A 22163-nucleotide genomic window follows, 5' to 3' on the forward strand; every position below is an offset into this window, starting at 1 on the left:
CCGCTCACGGCACGAGCAGGGCGACGAGCGCCACCGTCGCGGCGACGGTGCGCACGTGGTTCCACGCCGTCCACCGCGCGAGGTAGCCCGGCCAGTCCACGCCGCCTGCCGCGAGCGCGTCGTTCAGCGGGACGTTCACCACGGCCGTCACCCCGATCACGCCGACCAGGTACACGACCCCGGCGACAGCCACGTGCGCCGGCCCGCCCGTCACCACCACCGCGACGACCAGCGCCGCGCAGAGCACCCCGGTCCCGAGGAACACCCCGAGGAACAGCGGGTTGAGCACCGCGGAGTTGATCGCGCGCATCGCCGCCGCCCCGTCGCCGCCGGGCAGCCGGCCCAGCGCCGTCATCACCCCCGCGGAGAAGGCGAGCAGCAGACCGGTGACGAGCCCGCACCCCACCCCGGCCACGATCCGCAGAACGGTCACGCCACCCACTCCCCCACCAGGTCCTCGATGCCCGTCGGTGTCGTGTTCTCCGCGGTCCGCACCGCGGAGATCCGCCCGGAGTTGAGCGCCCCCGTCATCCCGATGTGCCGGGCCGCGGCGGCGGGCGAGAACCCGGCGCCGACCAGCGCGGCCACCATCTCGTCGTCCGGGAGCCGCACGTAGGGCAGATCGGGGCGGTCCAGTGCCTTCCCGAGCACCGCCGCGACCTCGGTCTGGGTGAGGTCACGCGGCCCGAGCAGCTCCACGACACCGCTCCGGTAGCGCGTGCGCAGCGCACGGGCCGCGGCCGCGGCGACGTCGCGGGTGGCGACCATCGGCAGCGGGAGGTCCGGGTCGAGCGAGTCCGCGACGCAGCCGAGCACCTCCACCGGCCCGACGGCGTCGGCGGCGTTCTCCAGGAACCAGCCGGGCCGCAGCGCGAGCACCTGCGCGCCGGTCGCGGCGAGGCGCTGCTCGTGGACGTGCAGACCCTCGATGAACCCGGTGCCGGTGGGCAGCTCGGCTCCGAGGCTGCTCAGCGCGACGACGTACGGCACCCCCGCGTCGCGGACGGCGGTGGCGATCGCGGTGGCCTTGGCCTCCTGCGCGGCGCGGTGGTCGGGCTCGCCGGAGTCGACCGGGAGCATGGTGAACACGGCGGCGGCGCCGCGGAACGCCTCGGTCAGGAACGCCGGGTCGCCCGCGTCACCGACGAACGGGACGGCACCGGGGAGAACGGCCAGCCGCTCGGCCGAGCGGCCGACCACCCGCACCTCCTCACCGTCCAGCGCCGCCGCCACCTGCCGGCCGACACGGCCGCTCGCACCCATCACGGTGATCATCGTCAGTTCCTCTCGCCGGTTGCTGTGCGTCCAGGTTGGGGCCGCCGGATCGGACGTTCCATACCCGTCCGTCGCCGTTCCTTGCTCGATCGTCTCGACCGGGCGGACGTCCGGGATGCCAGACTGGGCCCGTGGAGACCCCCTGGTCCGTCGCGCCGCCCGACGCCCTCGGCGAGGCACTGCACCACCTGAGGCTCGCCGGCACCTTCTACTGCCGCTCCGAGCTGACGGCGCCGTGGGGGCTCACGGTGCCTGCGATGCCCGGCCACCTGTGGCTGCACGTCGTCACCGCGGGCGCCTGCCGGCTGGAGGCCGACGACGCCGAGCCGGTGCAGCTCCGCGCGGGCGACGTCGCACTCGTGCCGCACGGCGACGGTCACCGGATGCGCAGCGGACCCGGCACGATCGCGCCGTCGGTGATGGACCTGCCGCAGACGTTCGCCAACGACCGGTACTCGTTGCTGCGCCACGGCTCCGGCGGCGAACCGACGACGCTGATCTGCGCCGCGGTGCAGGTCGACACGCCCGGCGCCCGTGATCTCATCGAGCTGTTGCCACCGCTGCTGCACGTCGGGGCGTCCCCGCGTACGGAGTGGATGCAGGCCACGCTGCGGCTCGTCGCGGCCGAGGCCGAGGAGCTGCGCCCGGGCGGCGAGGCCGTCCTCACGCGCCTGGCCGACGTGCTGGTGATCCAGGTCGTCCGGTCCTGGCTGGAGACCGACCCGGCCGCCCGCACCGGCTGGCTCGGCGCGCTCGCCGACCCCCGGATCGGCCGCGCGATCACCCTGATCCACCGGGACCCGGCCCGCGCGTGGACGGTCGCCTCGCTCGCCGCGGAGGTCCCGATGTCACGCTCGGCGTTCGCCGCCCGCTTCACCGAGATGGTCGGCGAACCCGCGCTCGCCTACCTCACGCGCCGGCGGATGCACCTCGCCCTCGACCGCCTCCGCGGCGGCGGGGGCGTCGCGGAGGTCGCGGGCGGGCTCGGCTACCGATCGGAGGCCGCGTTCAGCCGGGCCTTCACCCGGGTCATGGGCACGACCCCCGGCGCGGTGCGCCGGGGAGCACTCAGCTCTCGCTGACGGGCACGATCCGGTCGAGGTCGCTCAGCACGATCGCGTGCCGGGCGGGCGAGCCCGGCGGCACGACGAACCGCAGCGCCCGGCCGTCGGCCGTCATGTCCTCGACGAAGTCGTAGAGCACCTGGATGCCGGCGCTGCCCAGGTGCGTGACCGCCCCCAGCTCGACGACCAGTGGCAGCGCCCCTCCCCGGCTCGCCGACCACAGCTCCCGCCGCAGGTCATCGGCCGTGCCGAGGTCGATCGGGCCGCCGAGCGCGATCCGCGGCTCCGGCGCGACCGTGCGCGTCACGCTCATCGTCGACGGCCGTGGCGTCGCGCTGGTCTCGACGACCGTGGCCGGGCTGACGACCGGCTCGCGCCGCACCCGGCGGTCGAGCAGCAGCACGGTGCCCTCGACCGAGTCGTCGATCTCGACGGTGTCCATGCACCCGCGCATCATCATCAGTCCGCGGCCGCGGTGGCCGGGATCGGCGGGCGCGGGCCGCCAGGTGCCGTGGTCGGTGATGGTCATGCAGACCCGGCCCTGGCCGTCGAGCCGCCCCTCGACCCGCACGGTGCCGCCGCCGTCGGGGTACGCGTGCTCGACGCTGTTGGTCGCGGCCTCCAGCACGGCGATCTCGATCGACGCGACGTCGGCGTCCCCGACGCCCAGGTCGGCGAGCCACGTCTCCAGGCCCCGGCGCAGCGCCGAGAGCCGCCCGGGCTCGGCCGGGATCTCCGTCACGAGGTCGGGGACGGCGTGCCCGGTGAGCCGCAGGGCCAGCACGGTCACGTCGTCGTGGTAGCCGTGGCGGGTCATCCGCTCGACCGTCAGCTCCGCGACGCGGTCGGTGGCGTCCGCCGACATCGTCGACGACGGGCCGCGCCGCATCGCCGCCGACGCCACCTCCGCGAGTTCGGTCAACCCGACGGTGAGGTCCTGCGACGGCCGCTCGACCAGGCCGTCGGAGTAGCACAGGACGAGGTCGCCCGCGGCGAGGGCGGCTGTGCCGACCGTCGCTGCGGGCCCCGCGACGCCGAGCGGACCGCCGCCGGGTGCGGACAGGTAGCGCGCGGCCCCGTCGATCGACACGACCAGCGGCGGCGGGTGACCTGCGCACACGTAGCGGACCTCGCCGTCGGGCCGGACCAGCACGATGCAGACGGTCGCCCCCCGCGCCCCGGGTACCCGCCCGGCGAAGGCGTCGAGTCGGGCGAGGACGGTGTCGAGGCCGTCACCGTCGAGCAGGAACTCCACGAGGACGGCGCGGAGCTGGGCCATCACCGCGGCGGCGGCCGACCCGTGCCCGACGACGTCGCCCACCATGATCGCCGCGGTGCCGTCCAGCGCAACCGCCTCGAACCAGTCGCCGCCGGCGGCCTGCTCGGCCCCGGCCACGAGGTAGTGCGCGGCGATCCGCATACCGGGCAGAACCGGGAGGCCGTCGGGCAGCAGGCTGCGCTGCAGCGTGAGGACGACGTCCTGCGCGGCCTCGTAGCGCTCGCGCAGCTCGGCGGTGTCGGCCTCCAGCGAGCGGCGGTGCCGGACGGTCGCGGTGACGTCGCGGAACTGCACCACCACCCCCGTCGCCTCCCCCGGCGGGTCGTGCAGCGCCACGGCGTCGAGATCGACGTACCGGTCGTCGCCGTCGCCCGTGACCTCGATGCGCCACTCGCGCGCGGTGAACGGCTCGCCGGTGGCGAAGACGTGGTCGAAGCGACCCATCAGGTTCTGGCCGGCGATCTCCGGGAACACCTCGGCCAGCGGCCGGCCGAGGATCCCCGGACGGTCGCCGAGGAACGTGCGCGCGGCCCGGTTGGCCCCGACGACGAGGTGCTCGGGGCCCCGGTGGACGAGGACGCCGTGCGGCAGCTCCTCCAGGGCGCGGGCGAGCACGGCGGGATCCGGGGAGGGCACGGCGGCGCGGTCCGGCATCGGCCTGCTCCTCGCTTCGGGGTGACGGGAGGGTACCGATCCGGTCAGCCTCCTCTTCTATCAACCTGTGGCTTATATAAGTCTGTAGCGTTAAAATCGGGCCGTGCACGCGTTCGACGTCCTCGGCGACCCGGTCCGCCGGCGGATCCTGGAGCTGCTCGCGGACGGCGAGCAGAGCTCCGGGGCCGTCACGGCGACGATCCGCGCGGAGTTCGGGGTCTCCCAGCCCGCGGTCTCCCAGCACCTGAGGGTGTTGCGCGACAACGGGTTCGCGACCGTCCGCCCCGAGGGCACCCGGCGGATCTACGCCGTGCGCGACGCGCCGCTGCGCGAGGTCGACGCCTGGCTCGACCACTTCCGCCGCTTCTGGACCCCGCCCCTCGACGCCCTGGCCACCGAGGTGGCCCGCGGGCGTCGGACCCGAGAGAGGACCGACCCGTGACCGACGTGTCCCGCAGCATCGGCACCCGCACCGTCGACGGCGCGCAGGTACGCAGCGCGACGATCGCCCGGACCTACCCGACCGACATCGACGACCTGTGGGAGGCCTGCACCACCGCCGAGCGGATCGCCCGCTGGTTCCTGCCGGTGACGGGCGACCTGAGGGTCGGCGGCCGCTACCAGCTGGAGGGCAACGCCGCGGGCACGGTCGAGGAGTGCGAGGCTCCGCACCGGTTCCTCGTGACCTGGGAGTTCGCCGGCGGCGTCAGCCGGGTCACGGTCACGCTCACCGCCCTCGACGCCGACCACACGCGTCTCGAGCTCGAGCACGTCGGGGACGTCCCGGAGGACTTCTGGGACCGGTACGGCCCCGGCGCCACCGGGATCGGCTGGGACCTGGGGCTGCTCGGCCTGGCCCGGCACCTCGACGACCCGTCCGCCCGGATCGACGAGGCCGCGTTCGGCGCGTCGGAGGAGGGCAGGCGGTTCATCACGGAGTCGGGCGATGCGTGGTGCGCGGCGGCCGTCGCGGGCGGGCTCGACGAGCGCGCCCAGCGGGAGGCGGCCGACCGGTCGATCGCGTTCTACGCGCCGGCCGGCTGAGCGGGTTCGCGCACCGTCCGGCCGTCCGCGCGCGTCCGGACGTGCGCGGACGGCCGGTACGTGCGCGAGCTGCGCCGGCAAGCGGGACGTGCGCGAGCTGCGCGGCTGGGCGGGTGTGTCAGCGCGCCGGGCGCCGCGGCGGTTCGCAGCACGCGACCGCGCACAGCGCGCCGTTGACGCCGCACCCGGCGCGCGGCACGTCGCCGAGGCCGCGGGGCGTCCGGTCGTGGCGGTGCTCGTCCATCAGCTCGACGACCATGTCGGCGAACCTCGGGTCGGGCCCCGCCGTGGCCGCGCGGGCGAACCCCATACCCAGCTCCTCGGCGCGCTCGCGGGCCTCGGTGTCGAGGTCCCAGATCACCTCGACGTGGTCGGACACGAAACCCACCGGCGCGATCGTGACGGCCGGGACACCCTCGGCGTGCAGGGCATCGATGTGGTCGACGATGTCCGGGCCGAGCCACGGGATCCGGGGCGGGCCGGAGCGGGACTGCCACACGACGTCGTGGTCGGTGACGCCCAGGTCGGCGGCCACGAGCCGCGCCGCCTCGGTGACCTGCTTCGAGTAGCGGTGGCCGCCCTCCCCGGGCGGCCCGGCGGACGCGTCGGCCGAGTCGGGCACGGAGTGCGCGGTGAACACCAGCCGGGCGCCGTCGGGCAGACCGGCGGCGCGCACGGCGTCGGCGTTGGCGGCGACGAACGCGGGATGGTCGAAGAAGTGCCGCAGCTTCACCAGCTCCGGCGCGTTCTCCCCCACCGCCTTGCGGGCCCGCGCGATGTCCTCGTGGTACTGCCGGCACGCGGAGTAGCCGCCGTAGGCGCTGGTGGCGAACACCAGTGCGCGGGTGATCCCGTCGCGGGCCATCTCGGCGACGGTGTCCTCGACCATCGGGTGCCAGTTGCGGTTGCCGAAGTAGACCGGCAGGTCGGTGCGTGCGCGGACGGCCTCGATCAGCTCGCGGTTGCGGGCGTTGATCGGCGAGACGCCCCCGAAGTGCTGGTAGTGCTCCTGCACGGCGTCGAGCCGCTCCGGCGGGATGCCCCGCCCGCGCGTGACGTTCTCCAGGAACGGTCGGACCTCGTCCGGGCCCTCGGGCCCGCCGAAGGACAGGACGAGCAGGGCCTGGAAGTCATCGTTCACCCTGGTGATCCTCCCACCGGCGGGTGGAGACTGCCTGCCGTGCCCCCCGCGCGTGTGCAGGACGTCCACGACCTCGCCGAGGCGATGCCGCACGTCACCGTGGTCACCGGGGGCGGCGGCAACCGCGTCTACCAGGTGGGCGGGAAGTCGTTCGTGTTCTTCCGCACCCCGCGCCCGGACGCCGTTGACCCCGCCACCGGTGAGCGGTACGCCGACGTCATCGTGTTCTGGGTCCCCTCCGACGACGACAAGCAGGCGCTCGTCCGGGACCCGGGCACGCCGTTCTTCACCACCCCGCACTTCGACGGGCACCCGTCGGTCCTGGTGCGCGGCGCCCGGATCGGCGAGCTCGACCGGGCCGAGCTCGCCGAGGTCGTGCAGGACGCGTGGCTGGCGCAGGCGTCGAACCGCCGCGCCGCCGCGTGGCTGGCGAGCAGGGAGCTCTAGACCCCGATCGCGTGGAACCCGCCGTCGGCCATCACCATCGAGCCGGTCGTGACGGGCAGCCAGTCGGACAGCACGGCGCAGACCGTCTTCGCGACCGGCACCGGGTCGCCGACGTCCCAGCCGAGCGGCGCGCGCCCGTCCCAGGCGTCCTCGAACGCGGCGAAGCCGGGGATCGACTTGGCCGCCATCGTCTTGACCGGGCCCGCGGCGACGAGGTTGACGCGGATGCCCTGCGGGCCGAGGTCGCGCGCGAGGTAGCGGGTGACCGACTCCAGCGTCGACTTCGCCACGCCCATCCAGTCGTACGCGGGCCAGGCCTGGCGGTTGTCGAAGTCCATGCCGACGATCGAGCCGCCCGGGCCCATCAGCGGCAGCGCGGCGACGGCGAGGGACTTGAAGGAGAACGCGCTCACCTGGATCGTCGTGGCGACGTCCTCCCACGGGGCCTTGAGGAACGCGCCTTCGCCCAGGCAGGACGCCGGTGCGAAGCCGATCGAGTGCAGCACGCCGTCGAGGCGGTCGGTGTGCTCGGCGAGGCGGTCGACCAGCGAGTCGAGCTGCTCCTGGTCGCTGACGTCGAGCTCGACGACCGGCGCCGGCTTCGGGAGGCGCTGCGCGATGCGCTCGACGAGCCGCATCCGGCCGTACCCGGTGAGCACCACCTCGGCCCCCTGCTCCTGCGCCACCTTGGCGGTGTGGAACGCGAGCGAGGCGTCGGTGATCACGCCGGTGACGAGCAGCTTCTTGCCCTCGAGAAGACCCATGCCGGTCAGGTTAATGCCCCATTCCGAGTCCGCCGTCGACCGGGATGACGGCGCCCGTCACATATCCGGCGCCCTCGGACCCCAGCCAGGTGACGACGGACGCCACCTCCTCGACGCTCGCGTACCGGCCCAGCGGCACCTGGCCGAGGATCTCGGTGCGGCGGGCGTCGGGCAGGGCGCGGGTCATGTCGGTGTCGACGAACCCGGGCGCCACGACGTTGGCGGTGATCCCGCGCGAACCGAGCTCGCGGGCCACCGAGCGGGCCAGCCCGACCAGCCCGGACTTCGACGCCGCGTAGTTCACCTGCCCGGCCGACCCCGTCAGACCGACGACGCTGGAGACGAAGATCATCCGCCCGGCGCGGGCCTTCAGCATGGCGCGTGTCGCGCGCTTGGCGACGCGGTAGGCGGCGGTGAGGTTGGCGTCGACGACCTTCGTGAAGGAGTCCTCGCTCATCCGCATGAGCAGGCCGTCGTCGGTGATGCCGGCGTTGGACACCAACACCTCCACCGGCCCGAACCTCTCCTCGACGGCGCTGAACGCGGCGTCGACCGCGGCGGCGTCGGTCACGTCGCACTGCACGGGGAACAGCCCCTCCGGCAGACCGTCGACCGGACTGCGGTGCGTCACCGCCACCTGGTCCCCCTGCGCGGCGAACGCCTGGGCGATCGCCAGCCCGATCCCGCGGTTTCCTCCGGTCACCAACACTGTTCTTCCCACGGGCGCCACCCTAACGGGACGTGTGCGCCAGGATCTCGGTGATCACGACGTCCCACACCGACGTCGGCGGCATCTGGTGCCCGACCCCCGGCAGCGGGACCAGTCGGGCGCCGGGGATCTCCGCGGCGATCGCCTCGCCGTGCCCGATCGGGAACAGCGGGTCCTCGGTGCCGTGCAGCACCAGGGTGGGGACGGTGATCGCCCCGATCCCCGTCGTGCGCGGGTCGCCCTGGTCCAGGATCCAGTGGTTCGTCATCGTCGCGGCGATGTCGGTGGAACGGGCGACGACCCGCGCCGCGAGCTCCCGGACGTGCCCCTCGTCGAAGGGGAGGGTGCCGTGGAACAGCCGCTCGCCGTCGACGAAGGCCGTGACGGCCGCCTCGGCGTCGGACCAGTCCGGGTCGGGCTGCGGCTCGGCGAAGGAGCGCGCGACGTCCTCCCGCATCGGGGGGAGCGTGGCCCGGACGGACCCGATCGGGCTGGTCGAGAGCAGCGTCAGGGTGGCGACCCGCCCGGCGTGCTCCAACGCCAGTTCCTGGCCGATGCCTCCGCCCATCGAGATGCCGACGACGTGCGCCGCGGCGACACCCAGCCCGTCGAGCACGCCGAGTGCGTCGGCGGTGAGGTCGGCCCCGGTGTACCCCGGCTCCCCCGCGGGCCACGACGTCGACGTGCCGGTGTCGCGGTGGTCGTAGCGCACGACGTACCGGCCCCCCTCGGCCAGCCGCGCGCAGAACGCGTCCTCCCACCAGTCCATCGACGACGCCGCGCCGGCGATGAGCAGTACCGCGGGGTCCTCCGGCGACCCGAACGTCTGCACGCACAGCTCGGCCCCCGCGGTCGCGACCCGGGTCTCGGTGATCGGCACGTCCGTCTCCCTCCGTGGACTACGATTAACGTAGCAGCCACTACGAATTTCGTATCAGGAGGACGTGACCGTGCGTTCCTACGGCCAGGCCTGCCCCGTCGCCCACGCCCTCGACGCCGTCGGCGACCGCTGGTCCCTGCTCGTCGTGCGCGAGCTGCGGCTGGGCCCGCGCCGCTACAGCGACCTCGCCGCCGCGCTGCCGGGGATCGGGCCGAGCGTGCTCTCGCAACGCCTCCGGGACCTCGTGGAGGCGGGCGTGCTGGAGCACCGCGGCCCCGGGTACGCGCTCACCGCGTGGGGGGCCGGGCTCGAACCGGTGTTCCGCGCGCTCGCGGCCTGGGGCATGGCGTCCCCCGTGCCGCGCGCGGGCTCGGTCAGCACCGACTCGGTCCTGCTGGGCCTGCGCACCTTCTTCTCCCGCACCCCGGGCTGGGACGCCCTGGTGGAGGTGCGCGCGGGGCGCGAGGTCTACCGCGTGGTCGTCGTCGACGGGGAGCTGCGCGAGCTCTCGCGCGGCACGCCCGCGCAGGCCCCGGACGCGGTGGTCACCGGCGACGACCTCGACGGCCTGACCGACGGGCCGGAGGCGTTCGACCGGGCGGTGGCGGCGGGGGCGCTGACCGTCACCGGCGACGCCGAGGCGGTGCGGCGGTTGGTGGCCTCGGCCTCCCGCCCCGGGTTGCCGTAAAGCCACCTTGCCGTGATCTCACGGCGGCAAAGTGGCTTTACTGCCATTCGGGGCGGGGCCGGGGCGGCGGCGGGGCAGGGCGGGCTCAGGGCAGGCGGCGGCCCAGGGCCAGACCGGCCCCGACCCCCACCACCAGCAGCAGCACCCCGCCCGCGAGCCACGGCCGGCTCGTGTCGACGCGCCGCACCTCGTAGCCGATCTGCTCGCCCAGCTCGGAGTACACCTGCCGCAGCTCGGCCTCGCTCGCCGCGGTGAAGAACTGCCCTCCGGAGAGCTCCGCGATCGTGCGCATCGAGGCGTCGTCGACCGCGACCGGCGTCGACTCCCCCGGCTCCAGCTCGATCGTGCCGTAGCGGGTGCCGAAGGAGATGCCGGAGACCGGGATGCCCGCATCGGCCGCGGCCCGGGCTGCGGTGAACGAGCCCCGCGGCTCCTCCTCCGGCGCCCCACCGGCGGAGTCGGGAACGGTCTGCTTGCCGTCGCTCATCAGGACGATCCGGGCCGGCGGCGGTCCCTCCTCGCCCGTCCCGGCGATGGCCTGGGAGAACGTCTCGACCGACTGCAGCGCCGCGAAGATCGCCTCGCCGGTGGCGGTCGACTCCGAGAGGCGCAGGCCGTCGATCGCCCGCTTCACCGGGTCGCGCTCGACGGTCGGCGACACCAGGACCGCGGCGGTGCCCGCGAACGCGACCAGCCCGAGGTTGACCCCGGGCGTCAGCTGGTCGGCGAAGTCCTTCGCCGCCGACTGGGCGGCGGCGAGGCGGCTGGGCTCGACGTCGGTGGCCTGCATCGACAGCGACACGTCGATCACCAGCACCACCGTGGCGCGGTTGCGTGGCACCCGCGCCTCGGCCTGCGGCCCGGCCAGTGCGATCGTCAGCACCGCCAGCGACGTGATGAGGGCGACCGCCGGGAGGTGCCGGTGCCAGCCGGGACGCTTCGGGGCGACGCGGTCGAGCAGCTCCAGGTTCGTGAACCGCACGACGTCACGGCGGCGCCGGCTCAGCAGCACCACGTATCCGGCGGCCAGCAGGGCGACGACGACGAGCAGCAGCAGCCACCACGGCGCGGAGAACAGGGTGGACATCTACCGCCCCCCGCCCGACCAGGCGCGCTTGCGCGCGAGCGTGAACCGCACGACGTCGGCGATCCAGTCGGAGTCGGTGCGCAGCGTCAGGTGCGCGGCGCCGCAGCGGCGCAGGGTTGCGGCCACCGTGTCGCGGTGCGCGGCGGCCGCGGCGGCGAACTCCCGGCACAGCAGCGGGGTGGTGGTGACCTCGCGCTGACGCCCGGTCTCCGGGTCGGCCAGCACGACGGTGCCGACGTCGGGCAGTTCCAGCTCGCGGGGGTCGAGCACCTCGACCGCGAGCAGGTCGTGGCGGGTGGACAGCGCGCGCAGCGGGCGCTCCCACGTGGGCTCGCCGAGGAAGTCGGAGATGACGACGGCCAGCCCGCGTCGCCGCGGCGGGCGGCGCAACTGCTCGATCGCCGCGGCCAGGTCCCCGCGCGTGCCCTCCGGGGTGCGCGGGATCTCCGCGATCCTCCGCAGCAGACCGCGAGCGTGTGCGAGACCGCCGCGGGCCGGGACGCGGACCGTCGACTCCCCGGTCGCGGCGAGGACGCCGATCCGGTTACCGCCGCCGCGCGTCAGGTGGGTGACGGCGGCGAGCGCGGCGATCGCCAGGTCGCGCTTCTCGCACGACGCGGTGCCGAAGTCGAGGCTGGGTGACAGGTCGAGCACGACCCAGGTCTCCAGCTCGCGGTCGGCGACGGTCTCGCGCACGTGCGGCTGCGTGGTGCGGGCCGTGACGGCCCAGTCCATGCGGCGGACGTCGTCGCCGGGCTGGTAGCCGCGCGCCTCCCCCGGCTCGCTGCCCGGCCCCGGCACGAGTCCGAGGTGGTTGCCCTGCAGCAGCCCGTCGAGCCGGCCGCGCACGGAGAGCTCCAGCTGCCGCAGCGACGCCTCCATCCGCCCGTCGCGGAACGAGGGCGGGGCGGTGGGCGTGCGGCGCGCGGCGGCGGGAGAGCTCACGCGGGGGTGTACTGCTGCGCCGGCCGGGCGCTGACCTGCGGCAGCGGCACGGTGGCGAGCACCCGGGAGATGATGTGGTCCATCGGCACCTGGTCGGCGACCGCGTCGTAGGACAGGACGAGGCGGTGCCGCAGCACGTCGGGGGCGACGTCGAGGACGTCCTGCGGGAGCACGTAGTCGCGCCCGCGCAGCAGCGCCAGCGCCCGCGACGCCGCGACGATGCCCAGCGTGGCGCGCGGGGAGGCGCCGTAGGAGACCCAGCCCGCGATGTCGGACAGGCCGTGCTCGGCGGGCGTGCGGGTGGCGACGACGAGCCGCACGACGTAGTCGACGAGCGCGTGGTGCACGAACACCGTGGTGGCGACCTTCTGCAGGCGCACCAGCTCGGCCGGGTCGATGATCTGCTGCGCCACCGGGGGCTCGGCACCCATCCGGTAGACGATCTCGCGCTCCTCCTCGACCCCCGGGTACTCGACGATCAGCTTGAACAGGAAGCGGTCGCGCTGCGCCTCGGGCAGCGGGTAGACGCCCTCGTTCTCGATCGGGTTCTGCGTGGCGAGCACGAGGAACGGGTCCGGCATCGGGAAGGTCTTCCCGCCGATCGACAGGTGCCGCTCGGCCATCACCTCGAGCATCGCCGACTGCACCTTCGCGGGCGCGCGGTTGATCTCGTCGGCGAGCACGAAGTTGGCGACGACCGGGCCCAGCTCGACGTCGAACTCCTCGCGCCCCTGCCGGTAGATCCGGGTGCCGAGGATGTCGGCGGGGACCAGGTCGGGGGTGAACTGCAGGCGGGAGAACGACCCCCCGACGACCTTCGCGACGGTCTCGACGGCCAGGGTCTTCGCGACGCCGGGCACGCCCTCGAGCAGCAGGTGCCCCTTGGCGAGCAGGCCGACGAGCATCCGCTCGACGAGCCGGTCCTGTCCGACGATCACCCGCTTGATCTCCAGGACGACGCGCTCGAGGCGCTCGCCCTCGTGGGCGGGGCTGGTGGGAGCGGGATCCGGGGCGGTCACCCGACCATCCAACACCGGGCCCGGTGAGAAGCCGGTGAACCCCTCCCACGAGATCGCGACAGGTGCAGGACGCTGAGCCGATGGCCCCCGGCGCAGCGTGGTCCCGGCCGGCCGGCCGGTCCTGGGCGCCGGCTGCGCCGCGACGCCGGAGCAGGGGCCGAGCGCGGCGCAGCGGGTAGCCGGAAGAACGCGGTGCGTCACCTGGATGGGTGTCCCTCGTTGGAGGAGACACGGCAACACGGACACAACGGGAGGTTCCGACGTGAAGGTCGTCCTGTTCTGCGGTGGTTACGGCATGCGGATGCGCGACGGGGTGTCGGACCTGCCCAAGCCGATGCACCGCGTCGGCCCGCGTCCCCTGATCTGGCACGTCATGCGGTACTACGCGCACTTCGGCCACACCGACTTCGTACTCTGCATGGGCTACGGCGCCGACCACATCAAGGACTACTTCCTGAACTACTCCGAGACGGCGTCCAACGACTTCGTCATGCACGGCGGCAAGGTCGAGCTGCTCGGGTCCGACATCAAGGACTGGACGATCACCTTCGCCCACACGGGTCTCGACTCGCCCATCGGCGAGCGCCTGCGCCGGGTCCGCGAGCACGTCGACGGCGAGGAGATGTTCCTGGCCAACTACGCCGACGTCCTCACCGACCTCGACCTCGACGCGATGGTCGACGACTTCGCCGCCTCCGACGCGGTCGGCAGGCTGCTCGCGGTGCCCCCGCAGCCCGCGTTCCACTGCGTCGGCATCGGCGAGGACGACCGGATCACCGCCATCAGCCCGCTGCAGGAGATGCCGCTGTGGGAGAACGGCGGCTACTTCGTCCTGCGGCCGGAGATCTTCGACTACCTGCCCGAGGGCGGCGACCTGATCGCCGACGCGTGCACGCCGCTGGCCCGGGAGGGACGGATGACGGCCCACCGCCACCGCGGCTTCTGGCAGTCGGCGGACACGGCGAAGGAGCGCAACGCCCTGGAGCGGTCCTACCAGTCCGGTCACCGGCCGTGGATGCTCTGGGAGCACGCGCCGCGCGTCCCGGTCCAGGTCTGAGGGCCTAGAGGACGCGCGCGGCCTCGGGCACCAGGTCCTTGCGGCGCAGCGGCACGATCCGGACCTCGGACCCGGTGTACGGGGCCTCGATCATCCGGTCGTCGCCGATGTACATGGCGACGTGGTGGATCGGCGCGCGGCCCTTCTTGTAGAACACCATGTCCCCGGGCTGCAGCTGGGAGATCGGGACCCGGCGCCCGGAGTTGAACTGGTTGCGGCTCACCCGCGGCAGGGACACGCCCGCGCCGTTGAAGGCGTAGAGCATCAGGCCGGAGCAGTCGAAGCCGACGCGGTTGCCCGGGTCGCCCGCGGGCCCGGGGATGCCGGTGGTGGCGCCGCGGCCGTTGCCCCCGCCCCAGACGTACTGCACGCCGATCTGCGACACCGCCCGGTCGATCACCCGCTGCACGGATCCCGCGCCGGCGCGGGGCGGGGCGGCGACCGAGGACGAGGACGACGCCTCCTCGCGCGCCGCCGCGGCCTGCCGCTCGGCACGCTGCCGGGCCGCCTCCTGCTCGGCCAGTACCCGCTGCCACTCGTCGTAGCGGGCGCGCTGGTCACGGAGCCCGGCGTCGGAGGACTCCGCGGCGTCGAGAAGGGCCTGGACCTGTGCGCGCTCGGCCTGCACCCCGGCGAGCAGCGACGCCTGGGCGGTGGCCGCGGCGTCGGCGGCGGCGTATGCGGCGTCGGCACTCTCCTTGGCCCGCGCGGCCTCGGCCTCGCGGGCCTGCGCCTCCTCGAGCAGGGCGCGGGCGGTGGAGTCGGCGTTGGCCTTGTCGACGCGGGCGCGCTCCAGCCCGTCCTGCGCGGCGAGCTGCGCGCGGGCGAGGAGGTCGGTGAACTCGACGCGCGCGACGAGCTCCTCGGGCGTCTCCGAGGAGGTCAGCAGTCCGAGGGGGCCGGTGTCGAGGCCCTCCTGGTAGGTCGCGGTGACGAAGTCGTCGAGGCGGGCCCTGGCCTGGTCGATCGCGACCGTGGCGGCGTCGGTGGCGACGCGTGCGGCCTCGGCGCGCTGCCCGGCGTCGGCGGCCGCGCCCTGCGCGACCTCCAGGTCGGCGAACGCCGCCTCGGCGTTCTCGCGCTGCCCGACCAGCTCCACGGCCAGGTCGTCGGCCTGCGCGTCCAGCTCGGCGAGGCGGTTGGTGAGCGAACCGACCTCGGCCGCCCGGTCCTGCACGGCCTGCTGGCTGGAGCTCAGCTCGTCGTCGCTGGGGTTGGGCGGCGGCGGCGGCTGGGCGAACGCGGGCGACGTCCCCCCCAGCAGGGCGACGAGCAACAGCACGACGACCACCCGCACGGATCCGCGCACCCCGACAGCCCTTCTTGATCACCCGACCGAACGGGGCGACTGTGCCATCACCGGGGCCCGCCGTCGGGTTGCCACGCGCGGGCGTGACCCGAACTCCCCCCATGGGGCGGACCTCACGCTGACCATTTAACCGGACAAGCGTACTATTTGGGGGGAGAGGGGTCTCGTACACGCCACGGGTGCAGTAGGCGAGACTCCGACGAACCCGCGCCCACCACCGCAGGAGGACATCAGTGGCCAGCACCGACAGCTTCGGAGCGAGAGGGACCATCCAGGCCGGCGGCGCCGAGCACGAGATCTTCCGGCTCTCCGCCGTCGAGGGGTCCGAGAAGCTCCCGTTCAGCCTCAAGGTGCTGCTGGAGAACCTGCTCCGCACCGAGGACGGCGCCAACGTCACCGCCGACCACATCCGCGCGCTCGCCGGGTGGGACCCGTCGGCCGAGCCGGACACCGAGATCCAGTTCACCCCGGCCCGGGTGATCATGCAGGACTTCACCGGCGTGCCGTGCGTCGTCGACCTCGCCACCATGCGCGAGGCCGTCACGGAGCTGGGCGGGGACCCGTCGAAGGTCAACCCGCTCGCCCCGGCCGAGCTGGTCATCGACCACTCGGTGATCATCGACGTGTTCGGCACCCCGGACGCGTTCGAGCGCAACGTCGACTTCGAGTACAGCCGCAACAAGGAGCGCTACCAGTTCCTGCGCTGGGGCCAGGGCGCCTTCGACGAGTTCAAGGTCGTCCCGCCCGGCACCGGCATCGTGCACCAGGTCAACATCGAGCACCTCGCGCGCGTGGTCATGACCCGCGGCGGCCAGGCCTACCCCGACACGCTCGTCGGCACCGACAGCCACACCACGATGGTCAACGGCCTGGGTGTGCTGGGCTGGGGCGTCGGCGGCATCGAGGCCGAGGCGGCCATGCTCGGCCAGCCCGTCTCGATGCTCATCCCGAAGGTCGTGGGCTTCAAGCTCGTCGGCGAGATCCCCGCCGGAGCCACCGCCACCGACGTCGTGCTGACGATCACCGAGATGCTGCGGCGCCACGGCGTCGTCGGCAAGTTCGTGGAGTTCTACGGCGAGGGCGTCGGAGCGGTGCCGCTGGCCAACCGCGCCACCATCGGCAACATGAGCCCGGAGTTCGGCTCCACCGCCGCGATCTTCCCGATCGACGACGAGACCATCCGCTACATGAAGCTGACCGGCCGCCCGGCCGAGCAGCTCGAGCTCACCGAGGCCTACGCCCGCGAGCAGGGCCTGTGGCACGACCCGAGCCGCGAGCCGGTGTTCTCCGAGACCCTCGAGCTCGACCTGTCCACGGTCGTCCCGTCGATCGCCGGCCCGAAGCGCCCGCAGGACCGCATCGAGCTCACCGACGCGAAGTCGGCGTTCCGCAAGTCGATCCACGACTACGTCGGCGGCGAGGCCGCCGCACCGGAGACGAAGGTCGACGAGTCGGTCGAGGAGTCCTTCCCGGCCAGCGACTCCCCCAGCCTGTCCTTCGCCGACGACGACGCCGAGAAGCCCGTCGTGTTCTCCGCCGCCGACGGCTGCGACGGCCGCCCGACCAAGCCCACGACCGTGCGCTCGGAGAGCCGAGGCGAGTTCGTGCTCGACCACGGCGCCGTCGTGATCGCCTCGATCACCAGCTGCACCAACACCTCGAACCCGTCGGTGATGCTCGGCGCGGCGCTGCTCGCGAAGAACGCCGTCGACCGCGGCCTGACGGTCAAGCCGTGGGTCAAGACGTCGATGGCGCCGGGGTCGAAGGTCGTCACCGACTACTACGAGAAGGCCGGCCTCTGGCCGTACCTGGAGAAGCTGGGCTACCACCTCGTCGGCTACGGCTGCACCACCTGCATCGGCAACTCCGGCCCGCTCTCGGACGAGATCTCGGCCGCGGTCAACGAGGCCGACCTGACGGTCGTGAGCGTGCTGTCGGGCAACCGCAACTTCGAGGGCCGGATCAACCCGGACGTCAAGATGAACTACCTGGCCTCGCCGCCGCTGGTCATCGCCTACGCCCTCGCGGGCACGATGGACTTCGACTTCGAGAACCAGCCGCTGGGCACCTCGCCCGACGGCACCGACGTGTACCTGCGCGACATCTGGCCGTCGGCGACCGACGTCCAGGAGACGATCGACAACTCGATCAGCCAGGAGATGTTCACCAAGGACTACGCCGACGTCTTCGCGGGCGACGAGCGCTGGAAGTCGCTGCCCACGCCGGAGGGCAAGACCTTCGACTGGGACCCGCAGTCGACCTACGTCCGCAAGCCCCCGTACTTCGAGGGGATGGACACCGAGCCGTCGCCGGTCGCCGACATCTCCGGTGCCCGCGTGCTGGCCCTGCTGGGCGACTCGGTCACCACCGACCACATCTCCCCCGCCGGCGCCATCAAGCCCGGCACGCCCGCGGCGCAGTACCTCACCGAGAACGGCGTCGAGAAGGCCGACTTCAACTCCTTCGGCTCCCGGCGCGGCAACCACGAGGTCATGATCCGCGGCACGTTCGCGAACATCCGGCTGAAGAACCAGCTGCTCGACGACGTCAGCGGCGGCTACACCCGCGACTTCACCCAGGACGACGCCCCGCAGTCCTTCATCTACGACGCCGCGCAGAACTACGCCGCCGCCGGCACGCCGCTGGTGGTGCTCGGCGGCAAGGAGTACGGCTCGGGCAGCTCGCGCGACTGGGCGGCGAAGGGCACCGCGCTGCTCGGCGTCAAGGCCGTGATCGTGGAGTCCTTCGAGCGCATCCACCGGTCGAACCTGATCGGCATGGGCGTCATCCCGCTGCAGTTCCCGGCGGGCGAGTCGGCGTCGTCGCTGCACCTGGACGGCACGGAGACCTTCGACATCGCCGGTATCACCGCGCTCAACGACGGCTCCACCCCCCGGACCGTCGCGGTGACGGCCACGAAGACCGACGGCACGACCGTCGAGTTCGACGCGGTCGTCCGCATCGACACCCCCGGTGAGGCCGACTACTACCGCAACGGCGGGATCCTGCAGTACGTGCTGCGCGGCATGCTGCGCAGCTAGTCCCTCCCCGCTCGACCCGACGGCCGCCGCTCCCCTGCCGGAGCGGCGGCCGTTCGCCGTCCGGGCGCGGTTCGGTTGTCGTCGATTCATTGCCGGTTCGAAGGCGTCAATGTTTGATTGACAACGAAGGCGAACGGCTACGGTGCGGGCGTGGTGATCGTCGTGGCGGGGCTCGTGGTGGCGGTCGGGGCTCTGGTCCAGGGGACGGTCGGGTTCGGGCTGGCCCTGGTCGCCGCCCCCCTGCTCGCGATCCTCGACCCGGCGCTGGTCCCCGTGCCGCTCCTGATGATCACCGCGGTCCACGCCCTGCTGACCCTGCGCCGCGAGTTCGGCGACACCGACTGGCGCGGCGTCGGCTGGGCCCTGCTCGGGCGGCTGCCCGGCATCGGGATCGGGGTACTCGCCGTGTCGACGCTGCCGCCGCGGGCGTTCGTCGCCGTCGTCGGGGTGACCGTGCTGGTGTGCGCGGGGCTCTCGGTGATCCACTGGCGGCCCCGCCCGACCGCGCCGGCCCTGCTCGTCGCCGGGTTGGTGTCCGGGGCGGGCGGCACGGCGTCCTCCATCGGCGGCCCGCCGGTCGCCCTGCTCTACCAGGACGCCACCGGCCCCCGCGTCCGCTCCACCCTCGCCGCCTACTTCACCGCCGGCACGCTGCTCTCGATCGGCGCGCTCGCCCTCGCCGGCCAGGTCACCGCCCACGCCCTGACCGCCGGTGCGCTGCTCCTCGTGCCCATGCTCGCCGGGTTCACCCTGTCCGGCCCCGCCCGCCCCCTGCTCGACCGCGGCTGGACCCGTCCCGCGGTCGTGGGCCTGGCCGCCGCCGGAGCCGTCGCCCTGCTGGTGCAGGCCGCCGTCGGCTGAGCCTCAGGCCCGCGCCCAGGGCGGGGCCGCGGTGCGGCCGGCATCGGCGGCGAGGTCGAGCTGCACCGCGAGCCCGTCGAGCAGCAGGCGCAGCCCGCGCTCGAACAGCGCGTCGACGTCCACGTCGTAGCCCTGGGCGACCATCCGCTGCAGGTGCGGGAAGCGCCCGGACGCCACGACCGCGTGCAGCGCGGGCTCCTGCTCGGCCAGCCACTCCTCGCTGTCGAGACCGGAGACGGCCTCGGCGTCGCGCTCGGACTCCAGGCCGACCGCCGTTCCCCGCACGAAGTTGATCAGGGTGAGGTGGACGTCGAACGCCTCCGCGGACTCCAGGTACCCGTCGAACGCCGCGAGCACCCACTCCGAGTACGCCATGCCCGCCGGGATCAGCTGCGGACGTGTGATCGACAGCGCCTGCGCCAGCCAGGGATGGCGCCGGAACGCCGCCCAGAGCGCCCGCACGGCGAGCTCGACGCACGGGCGCCACCCGGCCGGGACCTCCGACGGCGGGCGCCACTCCCCCAGCGCGTCGTCGAGCATCCGCACGACGAGGTCGTCCTTGTCGCTCACGTGCCGGTAGAGCGCCATGGGCACGACCCCGAGGTCCGCCGCGACCCGGCGCATCGACAGCGCGGCGAGGCCCTCGACGTCGGCCACCCGCGTCGCGGCCGCGACGATCCGCGCGGGTGTGAGCACCTGCTCCGACACCGCCCGGTCGACGGCGGGCACCCGCGACCGGGACCACGGTGGCGCGGCGACGGTCGGCACGACGGGGACCGACGGGTCGACGGGATCGGCGACGACCGTGCCGACCCCCGGGACCGCCCGCACCAGCCCCTCCGCCTGCAGCGCCGCGAGGACCCGGCTCGCCGTGGCGATGGCGACCCCCCACTCGCGCGTGATCGCCCGCGTCGACGGCACCCGCTCCCCCGGCGCCAGCTCGCCGGACAGGATCCGCCTGCGCAGCTCCCCGGTGATGGCCGCAGAACCGCTCGTCGTCACCCCTGTACTAGTACAGCAGTTCCCCGCCGAGGGCCAGTGCACTAGTACGATCACTACTCTGAGCTGGGAATTCATCGTTGATAGAACACCGTGTACGTCGTACGTTACGTTCCATGCAGAACACCGACATCCTCATTTCGGGCGGCGGGATCGCCGGCCCCGCCCTCGCCCACTGGCTCCGCCGGCACGGGTTCCGCGTCACCGTCGTGGAGCGCGCCACCACACCGCGCACCGGCGGACAGGCCGTCGACCTGCGCGGCGCGGGACGCACCGTCGTCGCCCGGATGGGACTCGCCGACCGCATCCGCGACCTCACGCTCGACCAGCGCGGCATCGCCTGGGTCGACGCCGGCGGGCGGGTGACCGCGCGGATGCCCGTCGAGGCGTTCGGCGGCGAGGGCATCGTCTCGGAGTTCGAGATCCTGCGCGGCGACCTCGCGGCCGTGCTGGCCGGTGCCGCCACCGACGTCGAGCACCTGCACGGCGACACGGTCACCGCGCTCGACGAGGACGCCGACGGTGTCGTCGTCACGTTCGAGCACGCGCCGCGGCGCCGGTTCGGACTCGTCGTCGGCGCCGACGGTCTGCACTCGGCGGTCCGCACGCTGGCGTTCGGACCCGGCGGCATCCGGCCGCTGGGGTGCCGCACCGCCTGGTTCACCGCCCCCGCCGCACCCGACCTGGACGGCTGGTACCTCACCCACCACGCCCCCGGCGGCCTCGTCGCGTCGCTGCGGCCGGGACGGTTGCCGCACGAGACGAAGGCCGGGCTGAGCTTCCGGACCGACACCCACCCCCGCACCGTGACCGACCGTCGGTACCCCGCGGAGTGGGTCGACGAGTTCGCCTCCCGGTTCGCCGGCGTGGGGTGGCGGGCCGGCTGGCTGGTCGAGGCGATGCGGCACGCCCCGGACCTCGCCGTCGACGCCGTCTCGCAGGTCCACCTCCCCCGCTGGTCGCGCGGGCGCGTGGTCCTGCTGGGCGACGCGGGCTACTGCCCCACTCCCCTGACCGGGCTGGGCACGAGCCTCGCCCTGGTCGGGGCGTACGTGCTGGCGGGCGAGCTCGGCGCGGCGGGCGGGGACCACCGCGTCGCCTTCGACCGCTACGAGCAGGTGCTGCGACCCTACGTCGCGCAGGCCCAGACGCTGCCGCCCGGCGGGGTCGGCGGGTACGCCCCGCGCGGCCGGTTCGCGATCCGCGGGCAGGCGACGCTGATGCGGGCCATGACCCGGTGGCCGATACGGCCGTTGCTGGAGCGGCAGTTCGCCAAGGCCGACGCCATCGAGCTGCCCGACTACTCCGAGCCCGCGGTCCGTGCCTGAACGACCGGGCCGGGCCCGACCCCGGGCGTCATCGATTCGATGCCGGAACGACGGCGTCAATGAGTCGTTGACTTCTGGATGACGCCGGCCGACGGCGGGACGCGGTCGGTCAGGCCCGGTGCAGTGGGTCGATCCAGGGCACGTGCTCCGGATCGGCGACGCCGGTGACGTCGAGGTTGACCACCACCGGGTCCTGTCCGCTGCGGGTCAGGACGCACTCGAGCGGCTCGTCGTCGAGCGCGTTGATCTCCTGGTGCGGCACCCAGGGTGGCACGAAGATGAACCCGCCCGGGCCGGCCTCGGCGACGAACTCCAGGTTCGCGCCCCAGCGCATCCGCGCCCGGCCGCGCACCACGTAGATGACGCTCTCCAGCTCACCGTGGTGGTGCGCGCCGGTGCGGGCACCGGGGTGGATGGTGACGGTGCCCGCCCACAGCTTCTCCGCGCCGGCCCGCGCGTGGGTCACGGCGGCGGCCCGGTGCATGCCGGGGGTCTGCGGGGTGTTGGTGTCGAGGGCGTCCGGGGGGATCACCCGGACGCCGTCGTCTCGCCAGTCGGTGCTCACGCGGGAG

General features: G+C 73.8%; 22 protein-coding genes. 9 read left to right on the top strand and 13 right to left on the bottom strand.

Going from position 1 to position 22163, the window contains the following annotated elements; genetic code table 11:
• Positions 1–4: 4 nt before the first annotated feature.
• Positions 5–433 carry an anthrone oxygenase family protein gene (locus tag I4I81_RS08220; RefSeq protein WP_218604210.1) on the bottom strand — a complete coding sequence of 143 codons (429 nt, stop codon included), beginning with the start codon at positions 431–433 and terminating at the stop codon, positions 5–7.
• On the bottom strand, positions 430–1275 hold the full coding sequence (locus I4I81_RS08225) for an NAD(P)H-binding protein (protein WP_218604211.1): 846 nt from the start codon (positions 1273–1275) through the stop codon (positions 430–432). The genes I4I81_RS08220 and I4I81_RS08225 overlap by 4 nt, the downstream gene beginning before the upstream one ends.
• A gap of 131 nt (positions 1276–1406) precedes the next feature.
• Here I4I81_RS08225 and I4I81_RS08230 point away from each other — a divergent pair, with 131 nt between their 5' ends.
• The gene (locus I4I81_RS08230) at positions 1407–2357 is read left to right on the top strand and encodes an AraC family transcriptional regulator (protein WP_218604212.1); all 951 of its coding nucleotides are present in this window, start codon (positions 1407–1409) and stop codon (positions 2355–2357) included.
• Here the strand turns inward: I4I81_RS08230 and I4I81_RS08235 are convergent.
• Entirely contained in the window at positions 2344–4272 is a 1929-nt protein-coding gene (locus I4I81_RS08235) for a SpoIIE family protein phosphatase (RefSeq protein WP_218604213.1), read from the bottom strand. The two genes, I4I81_RS08230 and I4I81_RS08235, sit on opposite strands and share 14 nt — an antisense overlap.
• Positions 4273–4375: 103 nt before the next feature.
• Here I4I81_RS08235 and I4I81_RS08240 point away from each other — a divergent pair, with 103 nt between their 5' ends.
• Complete coding sequence (locus tag I4I81_RS08240) at positions 4376–4714, top strand: ArsR/SmtB family transcription factor (RefSeq protein ID WP_218604214.1); 339 nt, start codon at positions 4376–4378, stop codon at positions 4712–4714.
• Positions 4711–5316: an SRPBCC family protein gene (locus I4I81_RS08245; RefSeq protein WP_218604215.1), complete on the top strand. Its 606-nt coding sequence runs from the start codon at positions 4711–4713 to the stop codon at positions 5314–5316. The genes I4I81_RS08240 and I4I81_RS08245 overlap by 4 nt, the downstream gene beginning before the upstream one ends.
• Before the next feature lie 118 nt (positions 5317–5434).
• Here the strand turns inward: I4I81_RS08245 and I4I81_RS08250 are convergent, their stop codons facing one another.
• Entirely contained in the window at positions 5435–6457 is a 1023-nt protein-coding gene (locus I4I81_RS08250; RefSeq protein WP_218604216.1) for a ferrochelatase, read from the bottom strand.
• Between the two features lie 39 nt (positions 6458–6496).
• On the opposite strand from I4I81_RS08250, the gene I4I81_RS08255 reads away from it, so the two are divergent.
• Positions 6497–6904: an MmcQ/YjbR family DNA-binding protein gene (locus tag I4I81_RS08255; protein WP_226363822.1), complete on the top strand. Its 408-nt coding sequence runs from the start codon at positions 6497–6499 to the stop codon at positions 6902–6904.
• Here the strand turns inward: I4I81_RS08255 and fabI are convergent.
• Genes fabI through I4I81_RS08270 form a run of 3 tightly spaced genes read right to left on the bottom strand, consistent with a single transcriptional unit; the run spans position 6901 to position 9257 of the window.
• Entirely contained in the window at positions 6901–7668 is a 768-nt protein-coding gene (gene fabI, locus I4I81_RS08260; RefSeq protein WP_218604217.1) for an enoyl-ACP reductase FabI, read from the bottom strand. The two genes, I4I81_RS08255 and fabI, sit on opposite strands and share 4 nt — an antisense overlap.
• Positions 7669–7678: 10 nt before the next feature.
• Positions 7679–8389 carry a 3-oxoacyl-ACP reductase FabG gene (gene fabG, locus I4I81_RS08265; protein WP_218604218.1) on the bottom strand — a complete coding sequence of 237 codons (711 nt, stop codon included), beginning with the start codon at positions 8387–8389 and terminating at the stop codon, positions 7679–7681.
• 10 nt (positions 8390–8399) lie between these two features.
• The gene (locus tag I4I81_RS08270; protein ID WP_226363823.1) at positions 8400–9257 is read right to left on the bottom strand and encodes an alpha/beta fold hydrolase; all 858 of its coding nucleotides are present in this window, start codon (positions 9255–9257) and stop codon (positions 8400–8402) included.
• Positions 9258–9321: 64 nt separating this feature from the next.
• Here I4I81_RS08270 and I4I81_RS08275 point away from each other — a divergent pair, with 64 nt between their 5' ends.
• A complete protein-coding gene (locus I4I81_RS08275; protein WP_226363824.1) occupies positions 9322–9945 on the top strand; it encodes a winged helix-turn-helix transcriptional regulator in 624 nt (207 codons plus the stop codon).
• Between the two features lie 85 nt (positions 9946–10030).
• Here I4I81_RS08275 and I4I81_RS08280 read toward each other — a convergent pair whose 3' ends face one another.
• From I4I81_RS08280 to I4I81_RS08290, 3 genes are read right to left on the bottom strand one after another with little or no spacing between them, the layout of a single operon-like run.
• Complete coding sequence (locus I4I81_RS08280; protein WP_218615934.1) at positions 10031–11032, bottom strand: VWA domain-containing protein; 1002 nt, start codon at positions 11030–11032, stop codon at positions 10031–10033.
• Positions 11033–11914 carry a DUF58 domain-containing protein gene (locus I4I81_RS08285; protein WP_218604775.1) on the bottom strand — a complete coding sequence of 294 codons (882 nt, stop codon included), beginning with the start codon at positions 11912–11914 and terminating at the stop codon, positions 11033–11035. It abuts the gene before it with no gap.
• A gap of 59 nt (positions 11915–11973) precedes the next feature.
• On the bottom strand, positions 11974–12996 hold the full coding sequence (locus tag I4I81_RS08290; protein WP_226363825.1) for an AAA family ATPase: 1023 nt from the start codon (positions 12994–12996) through the stop codon (positions 11974–11976).
• Between the two features lie 262 nt (positions 12997–13258).
• On the opposite strand from I4I81_RS08290, the gene I4I81_RS08295 reads away from it, so the two are divergent.
• The gene (locus I4I81_RS08295; RefSeq protein WP_218604772.1) at positions 13259–14053 is read left to right on the top strand and encodes a sugar phosphate nucleotidyltransferase; all 795 of its coding nucleotides are present in this window, start codon (positions 13259–13261) and stop codon (positions 14051–14053) included.
• 4 nt (positions 14054–14057) lie between these two features.
• Here I4I81_RS08295 and I4I81_RS08300 read toward each other — a convergent pair whose 3' ends face one another.
• A complete protein-coding gene (locus I4I81_RS08300; RefSeq protein ID WP_218604773.1) occupies positions 14058–15362 on the bottom strand; it encodes a C40 family peptidase in 1305 nt (434 codons plus the stop codon).
• A gap of 233 nt (positions 15363–15595) precedes the next feature.
• Between I4I81_RS08300 and I4I81_RS08305 the strand changes: the two genes are divergently transcribed.
• Both I4I81_RS08305 and I4I81_RS08310 read left to right on the top strand, forming a co-directional pair.
• Positions 15596–18403 (top strand): aconitate hydratase, encoded by a 2808-nt coding sequence (locus I4I81_RS08305; RefSeq protein ID WP_218604774.1) that lies wholly within the window; start codon positions 15596–15598, stop codon positions 18401–18403.
• 150 nt (positions 18404–18553) lie between these two features.
• Entirely contained in the window at positions 18554–19264 is a 711-nt protein-coding gene (locus I4I81_RS08310; protein ID WP_218615935.1) for a sulfite exporter TauE/SafE family protein, read from the top strand.
• A 3-nt stretch (positions 19265–19267) separates the two neighbouring features.
• On the opposite strand, the gene I4I81_RS08315 is transcribed toward I4I81_RS08310, so the two are convergent.
• Positions 19268–20266 (bottom strand): TetR/AcrR family transcriptional regulator C-terminal domain-containing protein, encoded by a 999-nt coding sequence (locus I4I81_RS08315; RefSeq protein ID WP_226363826.1) that lies wholly within the window; start codon positions 20264–20266, stop codon positions 19268–19270.
• Positions 20267–20379: 113 nt separating this feature from the next.
• Between I4I81_RS08315 and I4I81_RS08320 the strand changes: the two genes are divergently transcribed.
• Positions 20380–21591 carry an FAD-dependent monooxygenase gene (locus tag I4I81_RS08320; RefSeq protein WP_218615937.1) on the top strand — a complete coding sequence of 404 codons (1212 nt, stop codon included), beginning with the start codon at positions 20380–20382 and terminating at the stop codon, positions 21589–21591.
• A gap of 109 nt (positions 21592–21700) precedes the next feature.
• On the opposite strand, the gene I4I81_RS08325 is transcribed toward I4I81_RS08320, so the two are convergent.
• Complete coding sequence (locus tag I4I81_RS08325; protein WP_226363827.1) at positions 21701–22156, bottom strand: cupin domain-containing protein; 456 nt, start codon at positions 22154–22156, stop codon at positions 21701–21703.
• Between the last annotated feature and the right edge of the window lie 7 nt (positions 22157–22163).

The sequence above is a fragment of the Pseudonocardia abyssalis genome (assembly GCF_019263705.2).
GTDB lineage: Bacteria > Actinomycetota > Actinomycetes > Mycobacteriales > Pseudonocardiaceae > Pseudonocardia > Pseudonocardia abyssalis.

Coding starts and splice junctions, on each gene's coding strand:
- I4I81_RS08320 (WP_218615937.1), top strand. CDS start 20,380: ATGCAGAACACCGACATCCTCATTTCGGGCGGCGGGATCGCCGGCCCC.
- I4I81_RS08280 (WP_218615934.1), bottom strand. CDS start 11,032: ATGTCCACCCTGTTCTCCGCGCCGTGGTGGCTGCTGCTGCTCGTCGTC.
- I4I81_RS08285 (WP_218604775.1), bottom strand. CDS start 11,914: ATGGAGGCGTCGCTGCGGCAGCTGGAGCTCTCCGTGCGCGGCCGGCTC.
- fabI (WP_218604217.1), bottom strand. CDS start 7,668: ATGGGTCTTCTCGAGGGCAAGAAGCTGCTCGTCACCGGCGTGATCACC.
- I4I81_RS08225 (WP_218604211.1), bottom strand. CDS start 1,275: ATGATCACCGTGATGGGTGCGAGCGGCCGTGTCGGCCGGCAGGTGGCG.
- I4I81_RS08235 (WP_218604213.1), bottom strand. CDS start 4,272: ATGCCGGACCGCGCCGCCGTGCCCTCCCCGGATCCCGCCGTGCTCGCC.